Here is a 15,983-nt window from a genome sequence, read left to right on the forward strand (position 1 = left end):
ATTTTGTCCCCGGCTGGGTATGGTGGCAGGACGTGCTGCGGGTCTTTGGCGCGGCGGAGCCCCGCATGGCGGAGGTGCCCCGTGCCGGTAGCGGCGGTGGAAGCGGAACTGCAGCGGATGTGAGGGTGGCATGACAGACCTGGGCGTGGCCGTGGTCGTAGAAGACGACGCCGATGTGCGGAACCTCGTCGAGGCCGTGCTGCGGCAGGCGGGCTTCGAGGTGCATTCCGCATCCGAGGGCCGCGAAGGCGTCGACGTCGTCCGCCGCGAGGATGCCCAGGTGGTCACCCTGGACGTGGGACTGCCGGACATTGACGGCTTTGAGGTCCTGCGCCGCATCCGTCAGTTCAGCGACGCATACGTCGTCATGCTCACGGCCCGCACCGACGAACTCGACACCCTGACCGCACTCCACACGGGTGCGGACGATTTCCTCACCAAGCCCTTCCGGCCGCGCGAACTCCGCGCCCGCGTGGCGGCCATGATGCGCCGCCCACGCCGGGACAACGGCGGAGCCGTGGCGGCGCCTGCACCGGCGCCGGACAACGTGCTGCGCCACAACGGGCTGTCGCTGAACCCGGACATGCGCTCCGTGACGGTCGACGGCGAGCCGCTGGCCCTGACCCGCAGCGAATTCGACCTCCTGCATGCGCTCCTCAAGGGCGCAGGCGCGGTCCGGTCCAAGACGGACCTGGTCCGCGTGGTCCGGGGGGAGTACTACCGGGCCGACGCCTACATCAGCGACTCCGACGAGCGCGCCGTCGAGGTCCACATCGGCAACCTGCGCCGGAAACTGGGCGAGGACGCCGTACAGCCCCGCTGGCTGCAGACCGTCCGGGGTGTGGGCTACCGGCTCGCGCCTGCGCAGCCCTAGCACTCCATCAGGATGTAGCTGAACTGCAGTTCCTGGACGGTTTCCCGGCCCCGGGCGGCGACCTCGCCGAGCCTGCCCTCGGCCTCCGCCAGTAGGCCTTCCCGGACCAGGCCTTCCAGCTCCGTGGCCAGGGCGGCCAGGCGCAGGCCGCCGACCATCGAGGACGAGGTTTTCACGCTCAGCACGGCGTCGAGGGCCGCCGTCGCGTCCCGGCGCGTCAGGGAATCAGCCAGGGAGGCGTAGCGCTGCTCCCACATCAGGGAGTAGTCGCGGGCAAAGCCCCGCGCGACCGTCGCACTGTTGAGCTGTTCGCCCAGGTCCTGGAGGGCCCCCGGGTCCATCAGGGGTGCCGCTGCGGGCCCCGGCCGCGCGCCGTCGTCGGACGTGACGGCAGTGGTCGCGGCCCCCGACACCGGATTTTCGGGGCTGGCAGCTGAAAGAGACATGGCACTACGGTACCCGCTTGACCCGGCGGCCGTCCGGGCGCCCGATGATCCTGCGCAAACCCTGAGGGGAACCTTGTCGGGCCCGAAGGCGCCCGCCACGCGCGGCGTCAGTGGCCGCTGAAGGTGTTGATCGCGTTGATAACCGCGGGGCCCAGGATGGCGATGAAAAGCACCGGAAAGATGAAGAACAGCAGCGGGAACAGGATGGTCACGGGCAGTTTCATGGCCTTCTCCTCGGCCCGTTGCCGGCGCTTGACGCGCATGACCTTCGCCTGAATCCTGAGCACGCGGCTGATGGCGATGCCATAGGTGTCCGCCTGCACCACGGCCTGGACGAAGCTGCGGAGTTCGGGGATGCTGGTGCGCTCGGAGAGGGCCTGATACGACTCGCGGCGGCTGCGACCCACCTGCATGTCCTGCAGGGTGCGGACCAATTCCTCCGCGAGGGGTCCCTTGCCGTTCTCGCCGGCACGGGCCATGGCGCCCTCGAAGCCCAGGCCCGCCTCGACGGAGATCAGCATCTGGTCCAGCGTGTTGGGCAGCTCCAGTTGCATGGCCTTCTGACGCTCCTGGCCCTTGCTGTACAGCAGCAGATCTGGGATGAAGTAGCCCAGCAGTATCACGAAGAGTCCCACGAGCTTGAGCATGGGCGCGGGGGTGCTGGCGAACCACAGCCCCAGCAGGGCACCGACGGCGCCGAGCAGCGGCTTCGCGGCGAGCACCCGGCCGAGGGGCAGCGACGCCGGCCGGCCGGCGAGGGCCAGCAGGTGGTCGAGTTTGCGGACGTAGGCCGGGGGAGTGAGGCGTCGGCCCAGCCGCTCCAGCACGTCACGCTTGCGCGTCTCGGTGGTCTCGGCGGGGGCGGTGCCAAGGGCGAGTATCTGGCGGATGGCGCGCTGGGATTTCCGGTCCACCGAGAGCACGGACCAGGACAGGTAGGACAGCGGCAGGCAGATCAGCAGCAGCCCGGCGAGGAGGATGGGGTTCACGGCAGCCTCAGAACTTCAGGTCGATAATCTTGCGCATCCACAGACCGCCGATGGTCATCAGGATGATGGAGGCGGCGATCATGCCCCAGCCGAGCGGGTTGGTGAACATGACGTTCATGTAGCCGGGGTTGACCAGCATCAGCATGAGCACGATGCCCACGGGCATGGCCATCAGGATGTAGGCGGAGAATTTGCCTTCGGCGGCGAGGGACTTGATGTGGCCCTTGATCTCGCTGCGCTCGCGGATGGTCTCGTTGACCTGGTCGAGGACTTCCGCCAGGTTGCCGCCGACCTCGCGGTTGATCTGGATGGCCTGGGCGATCCAGACAAAGTCCTCGTTCTGCATCCGGTCCGCAGTGTCGGTCAGGGAGTCGAGCAGGTCACGGCCCAGCGAGGTTTCCGTGATGATCCTGCGCATCTCTTCGGCGGTCGGGCTTTGGGATTCGTTGCCGGCCGCGTCGATGGCCCGCAGGATGCTGTGCCCGGCGCGCAGGCCGCCGGAGAGCAGCTGCAGGGTGTCGCCGAGCTGGTCATCGAACCGGGAACGGCGGCGGCCAGCGAGGAAGGTGAGGACCATGTGACCCGCCACCGGAGCGAGAAGGACCAGGAGGACCGCCAGGAGGGGGCCGCCCACCAGGAGGCCGGCCAGGGCTCCGACGAGTGCGCCGGAGAGCAGCAGCACGTAGAAGTCCCCCTGTCCCAGGCGGAGACCGGCCTGCTCGAGGGCCTCCCGGTTGAAGAGCCGGACCTTGCGGCGTGCGAAGAAGCCCTCGGCCAGGCCCGCGGCGGATCCGGCGAAGCGGCTGAGGGAGGACTCCGCGGCGACCTGTACCGGCCGCCGTCGGTCCAGGGGTACCCGGGACGCACCGGGGGCCACGACGACGATGGTGAGGAGCAGGATGGCGGCGACCAGGAGGGCGACGCCGGCGTACAGAATCACGGTCCGGGTCACCCCCGTCCGGCGGGGGCCAGCGGAGTCGCGAACACGCTCGGCGAGACAAAGATGCCAAGGTCCTCGAAGCGGTCGATGAAGCGGGGACGGATCCCGGTGGCCACCGGTTTGCCCAGGAAGCGTCCATGGGCGTCGACGCCGGCGGAGTAGTCGAAGACGAAGGCATCCTGGAGGGTGACGATGTCCCCTTCCATGCCCTGGACCTCGGTGACGTGGGTGATGCGCCGGGAGCCGTCACGGAGCCTGGAGATCTGCACGATCAGGTTCACCGCGGAGGCGATCTGTTCCCGGATGGCGCGCAGGGGCAGGTCCATCCCGGCCATCAGGACCAGGGTCTCCAGGCGGGCGACGGCGTCCCTGGGGGAGTTGGAGTGGACGGTGGACAGCGATCCGTCGTGGCCGGTGTTCATGGCCTGGAGCATGTCCAGGGACTCGCCGCCGCGGACCTCACCGACGACGATCCGGTCCGGCCGCATACGCAGCGAGTTACGGAGCAGGTCGCGGATGGTGACCTCGCCCTTGCCCTCGGTGTTGGGTGGTCGGCTCTCCAGCCGCACCACGTGCTCCTGCTGGATTTGCAGTTCTACCGCGTCCTCGATGGTGACGATCCGCTCGTCGTGCGGCAGGAAGGAGGACAGGACGTTCAGCAGGGTGGTCTTGCCGGTACCGGTGCCGCCGGAGACGATGATGTTCAGCTTGGCCCGGACGCAGGCGTTGAGCAACTCCGCCATCTCGGGGGTGAGCGTGCCGAACTCGATCAGGTTCTGCACGGTGAGGGGAATTTTGCTGAACTTTCGGATGGTGAGCGAGGACCCGCCGACGGCCAGCGGCGGGATGACGGCGTTGACGCGGGAGCCGTCCTCGAGGCGGGCGTCCACCAAGGGCGAGGACTCGTCGATGCGGCGGCCCACCTTGGAAACGATCCGTTCGATCACCTTGCGCAGGTGCTCCTCGGAGCTGAACCGCGAGTCCGTAAGCGTGAGCTGACCCTTGCGTTCCACGTAGATCTGGTCCATCCGGTTGACCATGATTTCGGTAACTGCCGGGTCGTCCAGGAGCCGTTGGAGCGGGCCGTAGCCGAGGACGTCGTCGGCGACGTCGCGGACCAGCCGGCCGCGTTCCTCGGCGGACAGCGGCACCTGCTCGGCGTCGACGATGCGGATCAGTTCGTCCCGGGCGGTAGCCCGCAGTTCGTCTTCCTTCAGGGCGGAGTCATTGAAGCGGGTCCCCATCCGTTCGAACAGGGCGGTGGCGGCGCGTTCCTTGAGTGCGGCGAAGGCGTCCACCGGCTGGGCTCCGCGGCCGCCGTCGTGGTGCTCACCGAGGGCATGCGACGGCGCCGCCGCGGAGAGGCGGGAGGGCTCGTGGCGTTCCGGTGCAGCGTGCCCGGAAGCAGCGTCGAGGGCGATGCCGCCCCCGATCTGCGTCGGCAGGGGATGACCCTGGGCAGGGGACGGGTGCGGCGCCGGGGGAGCCGGCTGCGGGGCTGCCGGGACGTGACCGCCCTCTGCTGCGGAGAGGCGTTCGGAGAGTTTCATTTAGACGACCACCCTTCGGTGCAGTTTCTTTTGGGCCTTGGCACGCCAGGCCGGATCGAACCGGGCGACCAGCTGCCTCAATCCCTTCACCGCCGGGTCCCGCCGGGCGTCCTGGAGGACGGGAATGCCACGGTTGGTGGAGTAGGCCACGGCCTTGGACCGTGGGATGCTCACGTCCACCGGGGCGCCGATGGTGGCCTCCACGTCCTGGACGCTGAGGCCGGACTTGGCGTCTGCCATGTTCAGCACGACATGCCGGGTCTCGGGCAGCAGGTCCAGCCGGCGGAGGATGTCCAGGCCGGATCGGAGGCCGCGGATGCTGGGGACGTCCATGGCGCTGACCCAGACCACGTCGGTGCACTGCTCCAGCGCGGCCAGCCCCACCTCCGGCAGTCCGGGCGCCGTGTCGATGACAACGTATTGGAACTGTTCGGCCAGCTGGGCGATGAGGCGGCTGACCTGCTGGGGCGTGATGCTGTCCGCCTCCACCGGGGTCCGGGGCGCGCAGAGCGCGTAGATGCTGCTGGGGTGCACGGTGAGGAACGCCTTGAGGACCAGGGAGTCCTGGCTTGCGGAGGCGGAAACGGCGTCCGTGACGGTGTGTTCGGGGTTGAGGTAGAGCCCGGAGGCTATGTCGCCGAACTGCAGGTCCAGGTCCACGACGACGACGCTCATCGGCGCGACCTTGCCGAGGCCGATGGCGATGTTCGTGGCGATGGTCGTTTTCCCGACGCCGCCCTTGGGGGAAAAGACCCCGATCACCAGGCCGCGCGGGGCATCAGGGTTCTGGATCGCGGCGGTGCGGTTGCGGCTTGCGTAGGACTGGCAGGCCCGCTCCAGCAGCACCCGGATCTGTGCGGGGTCAGCCGAGGGGCTGAGGATGTCCCGGATGCCGGCACGCATGGCGAGCAGGACGACGTCGGGGTCCGTCTCGCCGACCAGGATGACGCTGAGTTCGGGCAGTTGGACGTCGAAGACCGTCGCCAGGCGGAGCGCGTCCTCGGCGGGGACGTCCGGTCCGATGATCAGCACTTCGGGACGTTCCTGGTCCAGCTTGGCGAAGAGTTCGCCCGGGTTGGCGGGGTCGACGGCGGCGAAGGTCTGGACGCCGCCTGCCAGTCCGCCGCCCACGGCCCGCCGGAGCCGCGCGTCGAAGTCGGTGTTGGGGGAAATGAGGACGAAGCGGCTCACTTGTATACCTCCGGCTTGGTCATGATGCCCGGGCGGCCGCTGTCCGTCGCGTCCAACGGCTCCCGGCTCAGCCAGATGCTCGCTCCGTCAGAGAAGTTGGACGCGTAGACAATCTTCGTCGCCTCAACGTCGTTTACCGCGACGGTCACGATCATTGAGCCGACTGGCAATGAGGTGTCGGCGGTGGGTGCCGAAGGGCCGCTTGGCGACGGCTGGGGGCTGGGGGAGGAAGATGGCGCCCGCTGTACAGCCGTGACCAAGGCCTTGTGGACAGTCAGCTGGGTGGTTTCTTTGTCGCTTTTGCCCTCGATTCCGCCATTCTTAAGGTTGATGAAAACACCGACGTGATCACCGGCGGCGATGCGTCCGCCGACGACACGCTGGGGTTCGAGCTGGAAGGAGACTTCCTGGAGCCCCTTGGGGATCTCGACGGCGCCGCTGGTCTTCAGTTCCTCGGGCTGGATCAGCCGTTCGGCCACCAATTGCTCGCCCGGCAGCAACTCCACGGACGTGACTTTGCCGCCCTGGCCGTCCAGGTTCTTCAACGCCGACTTGGAAACAGCGGTGCCGGGGAGCTCCTGCGTGGTGAGGAAGGCCTGCAGGCTGGCCGAAGGGGTGCCCGCGGGGATGGCCTTCTGGACCACCAGGACGCTGATGGGTTCAAGGTCCTTGACGGCACGGCTGTCCGCACCCTGGGCGTAACTGACGACGAGAATGGCGCCGACGATGGCGATGACGATTGCCGCAACGCCTGCCAATAAGCGTGACTTCAAAAACTGCTCCTGAACATCTTGAGAACGGGGAAAGCTTTTTACTGCGTCAGTCGGACGATGGTGGCTCCGTTTGTATCGACCGGACCGAGGGTAAATCCGTCGGCCAGGGAGACGTACTGAATGAAACTGCCGATGATGCCTCGGCAGTTTCCGTCGCATGCAACAGAAGACGGGACCGCGGGGGTCGTATTTTGGAAGGAGTCGGGCAGCGAGTTATTGCCGCTAAATTTCCAGCCTTTGACCTTGAAAGCCGCGAAGCTGATCAATCCGTAGACCGCGCCGGAGCCGGTGCCGGAGACCTTGTTGAAGACGGGGAGGAGTACCACGACATCCTTGCCGGCAGAGATGCTGGCCGCCCAGCTGTTGAGGGTTGCGGTGCAGATAGAGGGATAGCTGTTGCCTGGGTCGCTGCCGCTTTCGGAGGCGGCAAGATCAATGAGGCCGCCGCAGATGCCGGGGTCGCTGACCAGCCATCCGAAACCGCCTTGGACTGCGGCGCCGGAGGGCCCGTAGTTGCAGTCGGCGTTGGCATTGCTTCCGTGGTTCTGAAGCAGTTGGAGTGTGCCGTCGACGTAGCCCTGTACCTGACAAATAGAGAAGGCAACCGGAAACGCGGCGGGCCCCTTGACCGGGCTGCCCCAGGCCACGCTGGCGGAAGCCGAAACTTGAGCGGAGTTGATGCCCAGTGCCCGGGCAAAGAACAGAGAGACCTGGTTTGGCTCCTTGCCGGCTTCCTGGGAGCCGGCGTTCACCGTCACGGTGCGGTTGGCTTTATCCAGCACGATGGACTGGATGTTGCTGAGCCCGTCGTTGGCGTTTCCATTGGCAAGGCCGCTGGCGAGTGACGACGTAGTGGCGCAGCCCGGATCGTTAGGATTCTTGGCGCACTTCTGGGCAACGGCGAGGGCGGCCGAATCGGCCCCGTTGCGCAGTTGTGTCCTCTCCGCGTACAGCATGCCGGCGTCGACCGCGACGGCTGCGAAGCCGAGCAGCGTCACCATGAGGAGGGCAACGAGGATGGCAATCGCACCGCGCTCGTCAGCGCGGGTCGCCGGACCGGTCAGCCGCCGCACAACATCACCCCCGTGCCCTCCAAGGGGAACGGTCCCGCGATGCCTGTCAGCGTCGAGAGCGTGTAGCTCACCTTGACCGTCACCTGTGTCCCCGAAGTGCAGACGGTGGGCGTGACGGTGATATTACTGTCCGTCAACGCAGGTTGGACTGCCACAGCGGCGTTCTTGACTGCCGTCCTGGCCCCGGTGGGATTGTTGGTGATCGCCATGACCCGCACTCCCTCACGCGCGGCGCTGGAGAGGGAGACCTGGACGTTGTAGGCGCGTCCGAATTCCATGATGCCAAGCAAGAGCATGACCAGGACGGGGGCGAGTAGGGCGAATTCCACCGCGACGGCTCCCCGTTCGCTTGTCTTGGACATGGGGCACCGCCTTCCTGGATGTTCTACGGTTCACGCTTACAGCAGCCAGGGTTGGGAAAGGCCGGCGCCCTCCCCAACCCTGGCTGGTGGTTCATGGAGTCGCTAGATCGAGCACTTTCCGTCGGTTGTGACCCCGCCGGTGGTTGAGGCGGCCGTATATGCGCCGCCCTTGACGCTGCACTGGACCGAGTTGAAGGTCTCTTTCAGAGTCCCGCCGAGCAACGTGACGGCGACGATGATCACAACGGCGATAAGGGAGACCATGATGCCGTATTCCACGGCGGTGGCGCCGCGCTGGTCGCGGCCAAGACGTGCAGCGAGGCTGCTGAAGAAGGAACGCACGGATGTCTCCTGGGCGATAGGTGCGGCCCGAAAGGGCCGGGGAACAGGGAAATTAAAACTACTTCGAGCACTTTCCGTCGGTTGTGACCCCGCCAGTGGTTGAGGCGGCGGTATATGCGCCGCCCTTGACGCTGCACTGGACCGAGTTGAAGGTTTCCTTCAACGTGCCGCCGAGCAGCGTGACGGCAACGATGATGACGACGGCGATGAGCGAGACCATGATGCCGTACTCAACGGCGGTGGCGCCGCGCTGATCGCGGCGAAGGCGGCTTGCGATGGTGGCGAGGAAGGAACGCATGAGTGACTCCTGAGCGAGGTGGGCGGCTGGCCCTGCACCAGCACTGAGAGGAACTTAGCAACCACCGACACGCCGAGATCCCCACTTTCCAACTTCCTGTGTGAAGGCTTGACGAACTGTCCCTTTCCTGCCCTTTACCTGCGCCGATACTGCGCCGGAGGCTCCTTACGGGCGGCTACCACAAAGAAGGACCCCCTCGACTCTGGTCCGAGGGGGTCCGGTCTGTGGCCGCCGGCGAGCGGGCCGGCTTACTTCTTGGCGAAGAGGTCCATGATGCTCATCGCAGTCGGTCCAAGCACCACAATGAACAGAGTGGGCAGAATGAAGAAGATGAGCGGAAAGAGCATCTTGACCGGCATCTTCATGGCGTGTTCCTCGGCGCGCTGGCGCCGCTTCACCCGCATGTCCTTGGCTTGTGCGTGCAGCACGCCGGCAATGGCGATGCCGTAGCTGTCCGCTTGGACGACGGCGCGAACGAAGCTCCGCAGGTCTGGGACGTCGACGCGCTGCGCCATGGCCAGGTACGCCTCCTTCCGGGACCGTCCCACCTGGATGTCCTGCAGCGTCCGAATGAGTTCGTCGGCAAGCGGGCCCTTGCCATTCTGGCCAGCGCGCGCCATGGCAGTTTCGAAGCCGAGCCCGGCCTGAACTGAGATCAGCATCTGGTCCAGCGTGTCCGGCAGCTCCAGCTTGATCTGCTCGCGACGTTTCTGGGCATTGTTCCGGATCAAGATATCGGGGACGAAGTAGGCAAGCGCCGTGACGCCCACCATCAGGAGGACGTTGGTGATCGTGGGGCTTCCGGCCACCAGCATGGTCCCCAGTACTGCTCCCGTTAGTGCCAACAACGGCTTAACCAAGATGACCCGACCCAGGGGCCAGTCCTTCGGCCGCCCTGCACCGGCAAGCTGCTTGTCCAGCCACGCGGCATAGCCCTTGGGGGTGACCCTCCGGCTGAGGGCAGCGAGCTGCCCAGCGGCGGACACCACAGACCCGGCCGTCTCCGGACGCCGCCCCAGGTTGGTTTGGATGTTTCGCAGGCCGGCCCGGTCGCCGGTAAAGGCGAGCCACGTCATGAGGGACACCGGGGCGATGATGGCCAGGATGGCGGCATAAGCGATGGGATTCATAGTCTTCGTCCTCTCAGAACTTTGGTTTGATGAGGCGGCTGAGCCAGAATCCGCCGGCGGCCAGCAGCACGACGGCGGTGACGATCATCAGGAAGCCGGGAAACGTGGTGAGGAAGACTTTCGAATACAGCGTGTTGAATAGCGTGAGTCCGAAAAACATCACGATCGGCAGAGCCATGAGGACCAACGCCGACATACGCCCTTCCGCGCTGAGAGCCTTCACCTGGCCGCGTAGCTGGGTCCGGTCCCGGATGGTCTCACCCACGTTGTCCAGGACCTGCGCGAGGTCACCGCCTACCTCGCGGTGGATCTCGATGGCCCGGGTGATGGAGGCAAAGTCCTCGTTGGCCGTCCGCCGGGCCACATCCGCCAGCGATTCCCCGAGGTCCCGGCCGATCCGGGTTTCGTTGACCACCCGGCTGAGTTCCTCTTTCATGGGCGACTCGTTTTCCTCCGCGGCGGCGTCCACCGCCCGGAGCAGGCTGTGTCCGGCCCGCAGCCCCCCGGCCAACATCTGCAAGGCGTCCGGTACCTGCTCGGCGAACTTGCGGCGTCGGCGGGAGACCAGGACCTGCAGCAGGAGAAGGAGCCCGACCGGCGTCATCACCAGCAACAGGAAGGCCGGCACCAGCCCGCCCAGCAGGAACCCGATGACCGCGGCGACGAAGGCTGCGGCTCCGACGAACAGGAGGTAGTCGCCGGGCTGCTTCTTCAGGCCCGCGCTGTCCAGCCGTTCCCGGCTGAGCAGGCCCGGGCCCCGGCCGCGGAGCTGCTGGTTGAGGGCAGTCACGGCATGGTCGGTCAGCTTCGTCAGGCCGGAGTTGTGGTTGGCCTGCAGCTCCGGACGTCGCCGCGAGAGGGGGACGCTGCGGGAGGCGAAGACGACGACGATCACGATGACCAAGGCGGCGTAGACCAGGAGCAGGCCTCCGACAAACACCAAGGGAGAGAGTTCCACCGTTACCGCCCCCTCATCGCTGCGGCGCCGAAGACCGCCGGCGAGATCGGTATACCGAGCTCGGCGAAGCGGTCGGTGAAGCGCGGGCGGACACCGGTGGGGATGGTCCGGCCCAGGAAGCGGCCGTTGCCATCGACACCGGCCGCGTAGTCGAACACGAACGCGTCCTGGAGCGTGACGACGTCGCCCTCCATGCCCTGAACCTCGGTGATGTGCGTGACCCGGCGCGAGCCGTCCCGGAGGCGGGTGATGTGCACAATCAGGTTCACCGCGGAGGCAACCTGTTCGCGGATGGCCCGCAGCGGCAGGTCCATCCCGGCCATCAGCACGAGGGTTTCCAACCGCGCGACGGCGTCCCGCGGCGAGTTGGCGTGGACGGTGGAGATGGACCCGTCGTGGCCGGTGTTCATGGCCTGCAGCATGTCCAGGGACTCGCCGCCGCGGACCTCGCCAACCACGATCCGATCCGGCCGCATGCGCAGCGAGTTGCGGACCAGATCGCGGATGGAGATCTCGCCCTTGCCCTCAATGTTGGGCGGACGGCTCTCCAGCCGGACCACGTGATCTTGCTGCAGCTGCAGTTCCACGGCGTCCTCGATGGTGACGATCCGGTCCGTGCGCGGGATGAACGAGGAGAGCACGTTCAGCAGGGTGGTCTTGCCGGTGCCGGTACCGCCGGAGACGATGATGTTCAGCCGCGCCTGCACGCACGCCTGCAGCAACTCGGCCATCTCGGGCGAGAGGCTGCCCATGGTGACCAGGTCGTGCACCGTCAGGGGGTCCCGGCCGAACTTGCGGATGGTCAGGGCCGGACCGTTGACCGCGAGTGGCGGAATGATGGCGTTGACGCGGGACCCGTCGGAGAGCCGGGCATCAACCAGGGGAGAGGACTCGTCGATGCGCCGGCCCACGTTGGAGACGATCCTTTCGATCACCCGGCGCAATGCCTCGTCGGAGGTGAATTTGGCATCGGTGAGCTGAAGCCGCCCCTGGCGTTCCACGTAGATCTGGTCGAATCGGTTGACCATCACCTCGGTGACGGTCGGGTCGTCCAGGTACCGCTGGATGGGTCCGTGGCCCAGCACGTCGTCGGTGATGTCCCGGATCAGCCGCTGGCGTTCCGCCGCGGAGAGGGGAATCTGTTCCTCTTCGACGACAGCCTTGAGTTCTTCCTTGACGGACTGGTGCAGCTCGGCCTCATCCACCGAGGAATCCGTGATGCGGGAGCCCAACCGTTCGAAGAGGGACGCGCTGGCCCGTTCCTTGAGGGCGTTGAGTGCCTCGCTGGCCACCGTTGCCGTCTGCGGCAGTTCGGCGGCGGGCTGCGCCTCCGCGGCGGTCTTGGCCTCGAGGATCCTGCCGAGGGTGGCCGGCGCGTTGGGCGCGGCGAAGACGTCGTCGTCGGGCTTGTTTGCTTCGGTGGGGCCGGGGACCCCGCGCAGTTGCTGGTATCGGTCCGCGAGGCTCATTGGACTACCGCCCTTCTGTGGAGTTGCTTGTGGGGCCGGGCGTCCCAGTCCGGCTTGAACCGGTCGACCAGGCGCCGCAGGCCCTTGAGTGCCGCGTCCCGGCTGTTGTCCTGGAGGATGGGGACGCCCTTGTTGGTGGAGAACGGCAGGGTCCGTGAGCGGGGAAGGACGACGTCGACGGGTGCGCCGATGGTGGCCTCGACGTCCTTGAGCGAGAGACCTGCGCGGCGGTCGGCCATGTTCAGGACGATGTGCCGGTGGGCCGGCACCAGGTTCAACTCGTCGAGGATCTGGAACCCGGTCCGCAGTCCCCGGATGCTGGGGACGTCCATCCCGCAGATCCAGACTGCATCGGTGGCCTGCTCCAACGTGGCCAGGACGTGCTCGCCCAGACCCGGTGCGGTGTCGACCACGATGTAGCGGAATTCCTGCCGCAGCTGCTCCAGTAGGTGGCTGACATGGGCCGCGGTGATGCGGTCCATCTCAATCGGCGTCCGAGGGGCGCAGAGCGCGTAGATTCCGGCCGGATGGACCGTGAGGTAGGTCTTGAGGACCATGGAATCCTGGCTGGCCGCTCCCGCCACGGCGTCGGTGATGGTGAACTCAGGCTCGAGCAGCAGTCCGCTGGCCACGTCCCCGAACTGCAGGTCCAGGTCCACCACGACCACGCTCATCGGTGCGCTCTTGCCCAGCCCGACGGCGAGGTTGGTGGCCACCGTCGTCTTGCCGACGCCGCCCTTGGGTGACATCACGGCAATCACGCGGCCGGGGCCGTGGTCTGCGTGCTCCGTGGCCTGCGGACCCAGCCCCCGGCGCCGGCCGGCAGCGGCGAGGCTGGCCCGCTCGAGCATGACGCGGATGGTGTCGGGATCCGCGTCGGGATCCAGGAGATCCCGGACACCGGCACGCATGGCTTGGACCACGGTTTCGTGTTCTGCAGTGCAAGCCAGCACGACGCTGATCTCGGGGTATTGCAAGTCCATGACGGAGGCCAGTTTCAGCGAGTCGGCCACCGGGACGCCCGGTCCCAGGATGAGGACCTCCGGCGGTTCGCCGACCAACTGCTTCAGCATGTCGGCAGGTCCCTCGGGCAGGTAGTCCGCCTTGAATACGTGTAGCTCGCCGTGCATTCCGTTGACGGCCAGACGGACCAGGCGTTCGAAGTCCGAATTCGGGGTGATGAGGACGAAGCGGCTCATTTGAACAGCCCTGCCGCATCCACCGTGCCGGTTCCGGCGTCCGGGGAATCCGAGGGTTCCTTGGACAGGTAGATCTTGCCGAACTCCGCCGCGAAGACGATCCGCTCAGCGTCAGCGCTGTTCCGCGCCAAGGTGATGAGGTAACCGCCGTCGCCGGAGGACTTCGACGACGTCGTCGAGGAAACCTGGCTTGCGCCGCCGCTATCCGAGGCCGTTCCGGACTGCGTCGCCGCGCCGTCGCTATACTGCGCCGCAGTGACCAGGACCTTGTGGAAGGTTTGCTGCGTGCGGCTGAGCTTGGCGCCGTCGGTGCCCGTGGCCGCCGATTCCAGTGAGAGGAAGACGCCGACCGTGTCGCCAGCCTTCAGAATGCCGCCGGCCACGCGTTCGATGGGTAGTTTGAGCGTGACCTCCTGCAACCCGGTGGGCACCTGGACCCGAGACGGGCCGAGGAACGAGGTTTCGTCGACCATGCGGCTCGAGAGCAACTGCTCACCCGGTTCCAGGGTGACCGCCGTGACCTTCGACCCCAGGGAGGAAAGATCGGTGATGGTGTTGTCCGCCACCGCAAGCTTCGGGACGTCCTTTTTCACCACCATGCCGGCCACCTTGTCCGCCGAGGTTCCGGCGGGAATTGCTTTCTGTACGACATACACGGATTCTGTTTCCGTTCCGGCGACAGCACGTTTATCGGCATTCTGTACATAGGAAACCAATAGGACTGTGCCAATGATGGCAACAAGTAGAGCCGCAATGCCCCCCAGCAGGCGTGTTCTCATTTCAACTCCTTAGAAATACTTATCGTGTGAGCGTTATTTCGACCGTTCCCAGGTCCGTGCCAGTGCCGGGACCAGTTTGGGTCGAATTAATGGTTTCGAATTTCACAAATTGACCGATGACGCAGCGCGCGTTGCCGGTGGTGCCGCCGTTGCCGCCGCCACCGTTTCCGCCGTGACCGTTGCCCCCGCCGTTGCCCCCGCCGGAGTTCACCGTGGTGCAGGCCAGGGAACTGTTCATCCCGGGGTCGGAGGCCGCGTTGCGGAACTCGTAAGGCGAGCCGTTCCCGAACTTCCAGCCCCAGATCTTGAAGGTGGCGTAGCCGATGATGTGGAAGTAACCGTTTTGGCCTTGGTTCGAGGCGTCATCGAAGACAGGGAAGGTGACCTTGACCTCACCACCGCCGGAGATGGTGTTGATCCATCCGGTCAGAACGGCGGCGCACTCCGTCGGCGGGTTGTTGCCGGGATCCGAACCGATCCGGTTACTGCCCGTCTGGGTGGTGGCGACGCAGGGCGAGCTTTGGTCCAGCCAGCCCCACCCGCCCGGGATTTCCGTGCCGGACGGGCCGGTGCAGGTACCGCCCGGCTTGTAGGAGATCTTCTGGACCTGGGCCGTGGCCGCGGCGGTGGATAGGTTGTAGCAGTTGTCCGAGATGGCCAACGGGAAAGCGGAACCCCCGAGGGGCGGCGCCCACGACGCGGTAGCGCCGGCACGGACGGTTGCGGGAGGAGCATTCAGGGCGCTGGCGAATAATTTGGTGAGGAAGCCCGCGCCGTTGGAGCCCAGGGTAGAGGTGACCACCCTGACCTGTCCGGGGACGGACAGGTCAACCGAATCGACGGCGGACGCGCCGTCGTTTGAGTTTGGTCCTGCAAGTTCCCGGGCCCACGTGAGCGCCTGTGACACGGTGCAGGTGCCGGCGGAGTGGCACCGTTGCGCTGCGGCAAGGGCTCCCGCGTCCGCGGCGTTCTGCAGCTGTGCGCGTTCCGCATAGATCTGTCCGGTGTCCACGGCCAGGGACCCTGCACCGATCAGGACAAACATCAGCAGCGCCACCATGACGCCGGCCGCGCCGCGTTCCTTGCCGTCCCGGGCCTGCTTTGGCCGCGCTAGCCGTGGCATCGCATGGCCCCCGTCCCGCGGACCGTCACGGAGCCGCCGAATATCCCGGTGAGGGAGTTCGCGGTGTAGCTGAGCGCCACCTGGGCGTTACCCGTTCCGCCAGTGGGGCAGGCGCCCGTGAAGGTGTAGCTGAAGCCGGCCGGGCTGAGCCCCGGTGCGCCCGCGACGGCGGCGGTCCGGGCGCGGGCCTGATCGTTGTAGATCGCCATGGTCCGTGCGGCCTCGCGGGCCGCCTGGGTAACGGAGATCTGCAGGTTGTAGGTGTAAGAAAACTCGACGATCCCGCCCACCAGGGCCAAAAGGATCGGTGCAACGAGGGCGAACTCGACGGCGGCCGCCCCGCGTTCACGGCCGGCCCGCCTAGGCGGGCGCGGGGGCTGGTTGCTGCGCTTCATAGGATCCCCCCAGGGAATAGATGCAGCGATGGGATGGACTGTGCCGCGCCCGCGTGGCGCGGACGCGGCACAGAGGTTGGTGCTGAGACCTG

General features: G+C 66.6%; 18 protein-coding genes. 1 reads left to right on the forward strand and 17 read right to left on the reverse strand.

Annotated features, from left to right (window positions below; genetic code table 11):
* The first annotated feature begins 130 nt into the window (after nucleotides 1-130).
* Nucleotides 131-874, forward strand: a complete 744-nt coding sequence (locus ACFVY3_RS02125; RefSeq protein WP_400158596.1) for a response regulator transcription factor — start codon at nucleotides 131-133, stop codon at nucleotides 872-874.
* On the opposite strand, the gene ACFVY3_RS02130 is transcribed toward ACFVY3_RS02125, so the two are convergent.
* The 17 genes from ACFVY3_RS02130 to ACFVY3_RS02210 all read right to left on the reverse strand — a co-directional run bounded on the left by ACFVY3_RS02130 (nucleotide 871) and on the right by ACFVY3_RS02210 (nucleotide 15,891).
* Nucleotides 871-1,320, reverse strand: a complete 450-nt coding sequence (locus ACFVY3_RS02130) for an Hpt domain-containing protein (protein ID WP_400158597.1) — start codon at nucleotides 1,318-1,320, stop codon at nucleotides 871-873. The genes ACFVY3_RS02125 and ACFVY3_RS02130 overlap by 4 nt on opposite strands.
* Before the next feature lie 107 nt (nucleotides 1,321-1,427).
* Nucleotides 1,428-2,309, reverse strand: a complete 882-nt coding sequence (locus ACFVY3_RS02135; RefSeq protein ID WP_400158598.1) for a type II secretion system F family protein — start codon at nucleotides 2,307-2,309, stop codon at nucleotides 1,428-1,430.
* A 7-nt stretch (nucleotides 2,310-2,316) separates the two neighbouring features.
* On the reverse strand, nucleotides 2,317-3,249 hold the full coding sequence (locus ACFVY3_RS02140) for a type II secretion system F family protein (protein WP_400158599.1): 933 nt from the start codon (nucleotides 3,247-3,249) through the stop codon (nucleotides 2,317-2,319).
* Nucleotides 3,250-3,257: 8 nt separating this feature from the next.
* Nucleotides 3,258-4,799 (reverse strand): CpaF family protein, encoded by a 1,542-nt coding sequence (locus ACFVY3_RS02145; RefSeq protein ID WP_400158600.1) that lies wholly within the window; start codon nucleotides 4,797-4,799, stop codon nucleotides 3,258-3,260.
* Complete coding sequence (locus tag ACFVY3_RS02150) at nucleotides 4,800-5,990, reverse strand: CpaE family protein (RefSeq protein ID WP_400158601.1); 1,191 nt, start codon at nucleotides 5,988-5,990, stop codon at nucleotides 4,800-4,802.
* Complete coding sequence (locus tag ACFVY3_RS02155) at nucleotides 5,987-6,748, reverse strand: Flp pilus assembly protein CpaB (RefSeq protein WP_400158602.1); 762 nt, start codon at nucleotides 6,746-6,748, stop codon at nucleotides 5,987-5,989. Before ACFVY3_RS02155 ends, ACFVY3_RS02150 begins: the two co-directional genes overlap by 4 nt.
* Nucleotides 6,749-6,801: 53 nt before the next feature.
* Nucleotides 6,802-7,836, reverse strand: a complete 1,035-nt coding sequence (locus tag ACFVY3_RS02160) for a pilus assembly protein TadG-related protein (RefSeq protein WP_400158603.1) — start codon at nucleotides 7,834-7,836, stop codon at nucleotides 6,802-6,804.
* A complete protein-coding gene (locus ACFVY3_RS02165) occupies nucleotides 7,824-8,198 on the reverse strand; it encodes a TadE/TadG family type IV pilus assembly protein (RefSeq protein WP_400158604.1) in 375 nt (124 codons plus the stop codon). Before ACFVY3_RS02165 ends, ACFVY3_RS02160 begins: the two co-directional genes overlap by 13 nt.
* 102 nt (nucleotides 8,199-8,300) lie before the next feature.
* Nucleotides 8,301-8,540, reverse strand: coding sequence for a Flp family type IVb pilin (locus tag ACFVY3_RS02170; protein WP_400158605.1), 240 nt, complete (start codon nucleotides 8,538-8,540; stop codon nucleotides 8,301-8,303).
* Nucleotides 8,541-8,598: 58 nt separating this feature from the next.
* Nucleotides 8,599-8,838 (reverse strand): Flp family type IVb pilin, encoded by a 240-nt coding sequence (locus tag ACFVY3_RS02175; RefSeq protein ID WP_400158606.1) that lies wholly within the window; start codon nucleotides 8,836-8,838, stop codon nucleotides 8,599-8,601.
* A 248-nt stretch (nucleotides 8,839-9,086) separates the two neighbouring features.
* Entirely contained in the window at nucleotides 9,087-9,968 is an 882-nt protein-coding gene (locus tag ACFVY3_RS02180) for a type II secretion system F family protein (RefSeq protein WP_400158607.1), read from the reverse strand.
* A 13-nt stretch (nucleotides 9,969-9,981) separates the two neighbouring features.
* On the reverse strand, nucleotides 9,982-10,908 hold the full coding sequence (locus ACFVY3_RS02185) for a type II secretion system F family protein (RefSeq protein WP_400158705.1): 927 nt from the start codon (nucleotides 10,906-10,908) through the stop codon (nucleotides 9,982-9,984).
* A gap of 20 nt (nucleotides 10,909-10,928) precedes the next feature.
* Entirely contained in the window at nucleotides 10,929-12,395 is a 1,467-nt protein-coding gene (locus ACFVY3_RS02190) for a CpaF family protein (RefSeq protein WP_400158608.1), read from the reverse strand.
* Nucleotides 12,392-13,594, reverse strand: coding sequence for an AAA family ATPase (locus ACFVY3_RS02195; protein WP_364133299.1), 1,203 nt, complete (start codon nucleotides 13,592-13,594; stop codon nucleotides 12,392-12,394). Before ACFVY3_RS02195 ends, ACFVY3_RS02190 begins: the two co-directional genes overlap by 4 nt.
* Nucleotides 13,591-14,373 (reverse strand): RcpC/CpaB family pilus assembly protein, encoded by a 783-nt coding sequence (locus ACFVY3_RS02200; protein WP_364133297.1) that lies wholly within the window; start codon nucleotides 14,371-14,373, stop codon nucleotides 13,591-13,593. Before ACFVY3_RS02200 ends, ACFVY3_RS02195 begins: the two co-directional genes overlap by 4 nt.
* A 19-nt stretch (nucleotides 14,374-14,392) precedes the next feature.
* Nucleotides 14,393-15,496, reverse strand: a complete 1,104-nt coding sequence (locus ACFVY3_RS02205; RefSeq protein ID WP_364133295.1) for a pilus assembly protein TadG-related protein — start codon at nucleotides 15,494-15,496, stop codon at nucleotides 14,393-14,395.
* Nucleotides 15,484-15,891 (reverse strand): TadE/TadG family type IV pilus assembly protein, encoded by a 408-nt coding sequence (locus ACFVY3_RS02210; protein WP_364133292.1) that lies wholly within the window; start codon nucleotides 15,889-15,891, stop codon nucleotides 15,484-15,486. Before ACFVY3_RS02210 ends, ACFVY3_RS02205 begins: the two co-directional genes overlap by 13 nt.
* Nucleotides 15,892-15,983 lie beyond the last annotated feature (92 nt).

Origin of the sequence: Arthrobacter sp. BPSS-3, from assembly GCF_044628475.1 — a bacterium.
GTDB lineage: Bacteria > Actinomycetota > Actinomycetes > Actinomycetales > Micrococcaceae > Arthrobacter.

Coding starts and splice junctions, on each gene's coding strand:
- ACFVY3_RS02125 (WP_400158596.1), top strand. CDS start 131: ATGACAGACCTGGGCGTGGCCGTGGTCGTAGAAGACGACGCCGATGTG.
- ACFVY3_RS02130 (WP_400158597.1), bottom strand. CDS start 1,320: ATGTCTCTTTCAGCTGCCAGCCCCGAAAATCCGGTGTCGGGGGCCGCG.
- ACFVY3_RS02145 (WP_400158600.1), bottom strand. CDS start 4,799: ATGAAACTCTCCGAACGCCTCTCCGCAGCAGAGGGCGGTCACGTCCCG.
- ACFVY3_RS02165 (WP_400158604.1), bottom strand. CDS start 8,198: ATGTCCAAGACAAGCGAACGGGGAGCCGTCGCGGTGGAATTCGCCCTA.
- ACFVY3_RS02175 (WP_400158606.1), bottom strand. CDS start 8,838: ATGCGTTCCTTCCTCGCCACCATCGCAAGCCGCCTTCGCCGCGATCAG.
- ACFVY3_RS02180 (WP_400158607.1), bottom strand. CDS start 9,968: ATGAATCCCATCGCTTATGCCGCCATCCTGGCCATCATCGCCCCGGTG.
- ACFVY3_RS02190 (WP_400158608.1), bottom strand. CDS start 12,395: ATGAGCCTCGCGGACCGATACCAGCAACTGCGCGGGGTCCCCGGCCCC.
- ACFVY3_RS02195 (WP_364133299.1), bottom strand. CDS start 13,594: ATGAGCCGCTTCGTCCTCATCACCCCGAATTCGGACTTCGAACGCCTG.
- ACFVY3_RS02200 (WP_364133297.1), bottom strand. CDS start 14,373: ATGAGAACACGCCTGCTGGGGGGCATTGCGGCTCTACTTGTTGCCATC.
- ACFVY3_RS02205 (WP_364133295.1), bottom strand. CDS start 15,496: ATGCCACGGCTAGCGCGGCCAAAGCAGGCCCGGGACGGCAAGGAACGC.
- ACFVY3_RS02210 (WP_364133292.1), bottom strand. CDS start 15,891: ATGAAGCGCAGCAACCAGCCCCCGCGCCCGCCTAGGCGGGCCGGCCGT.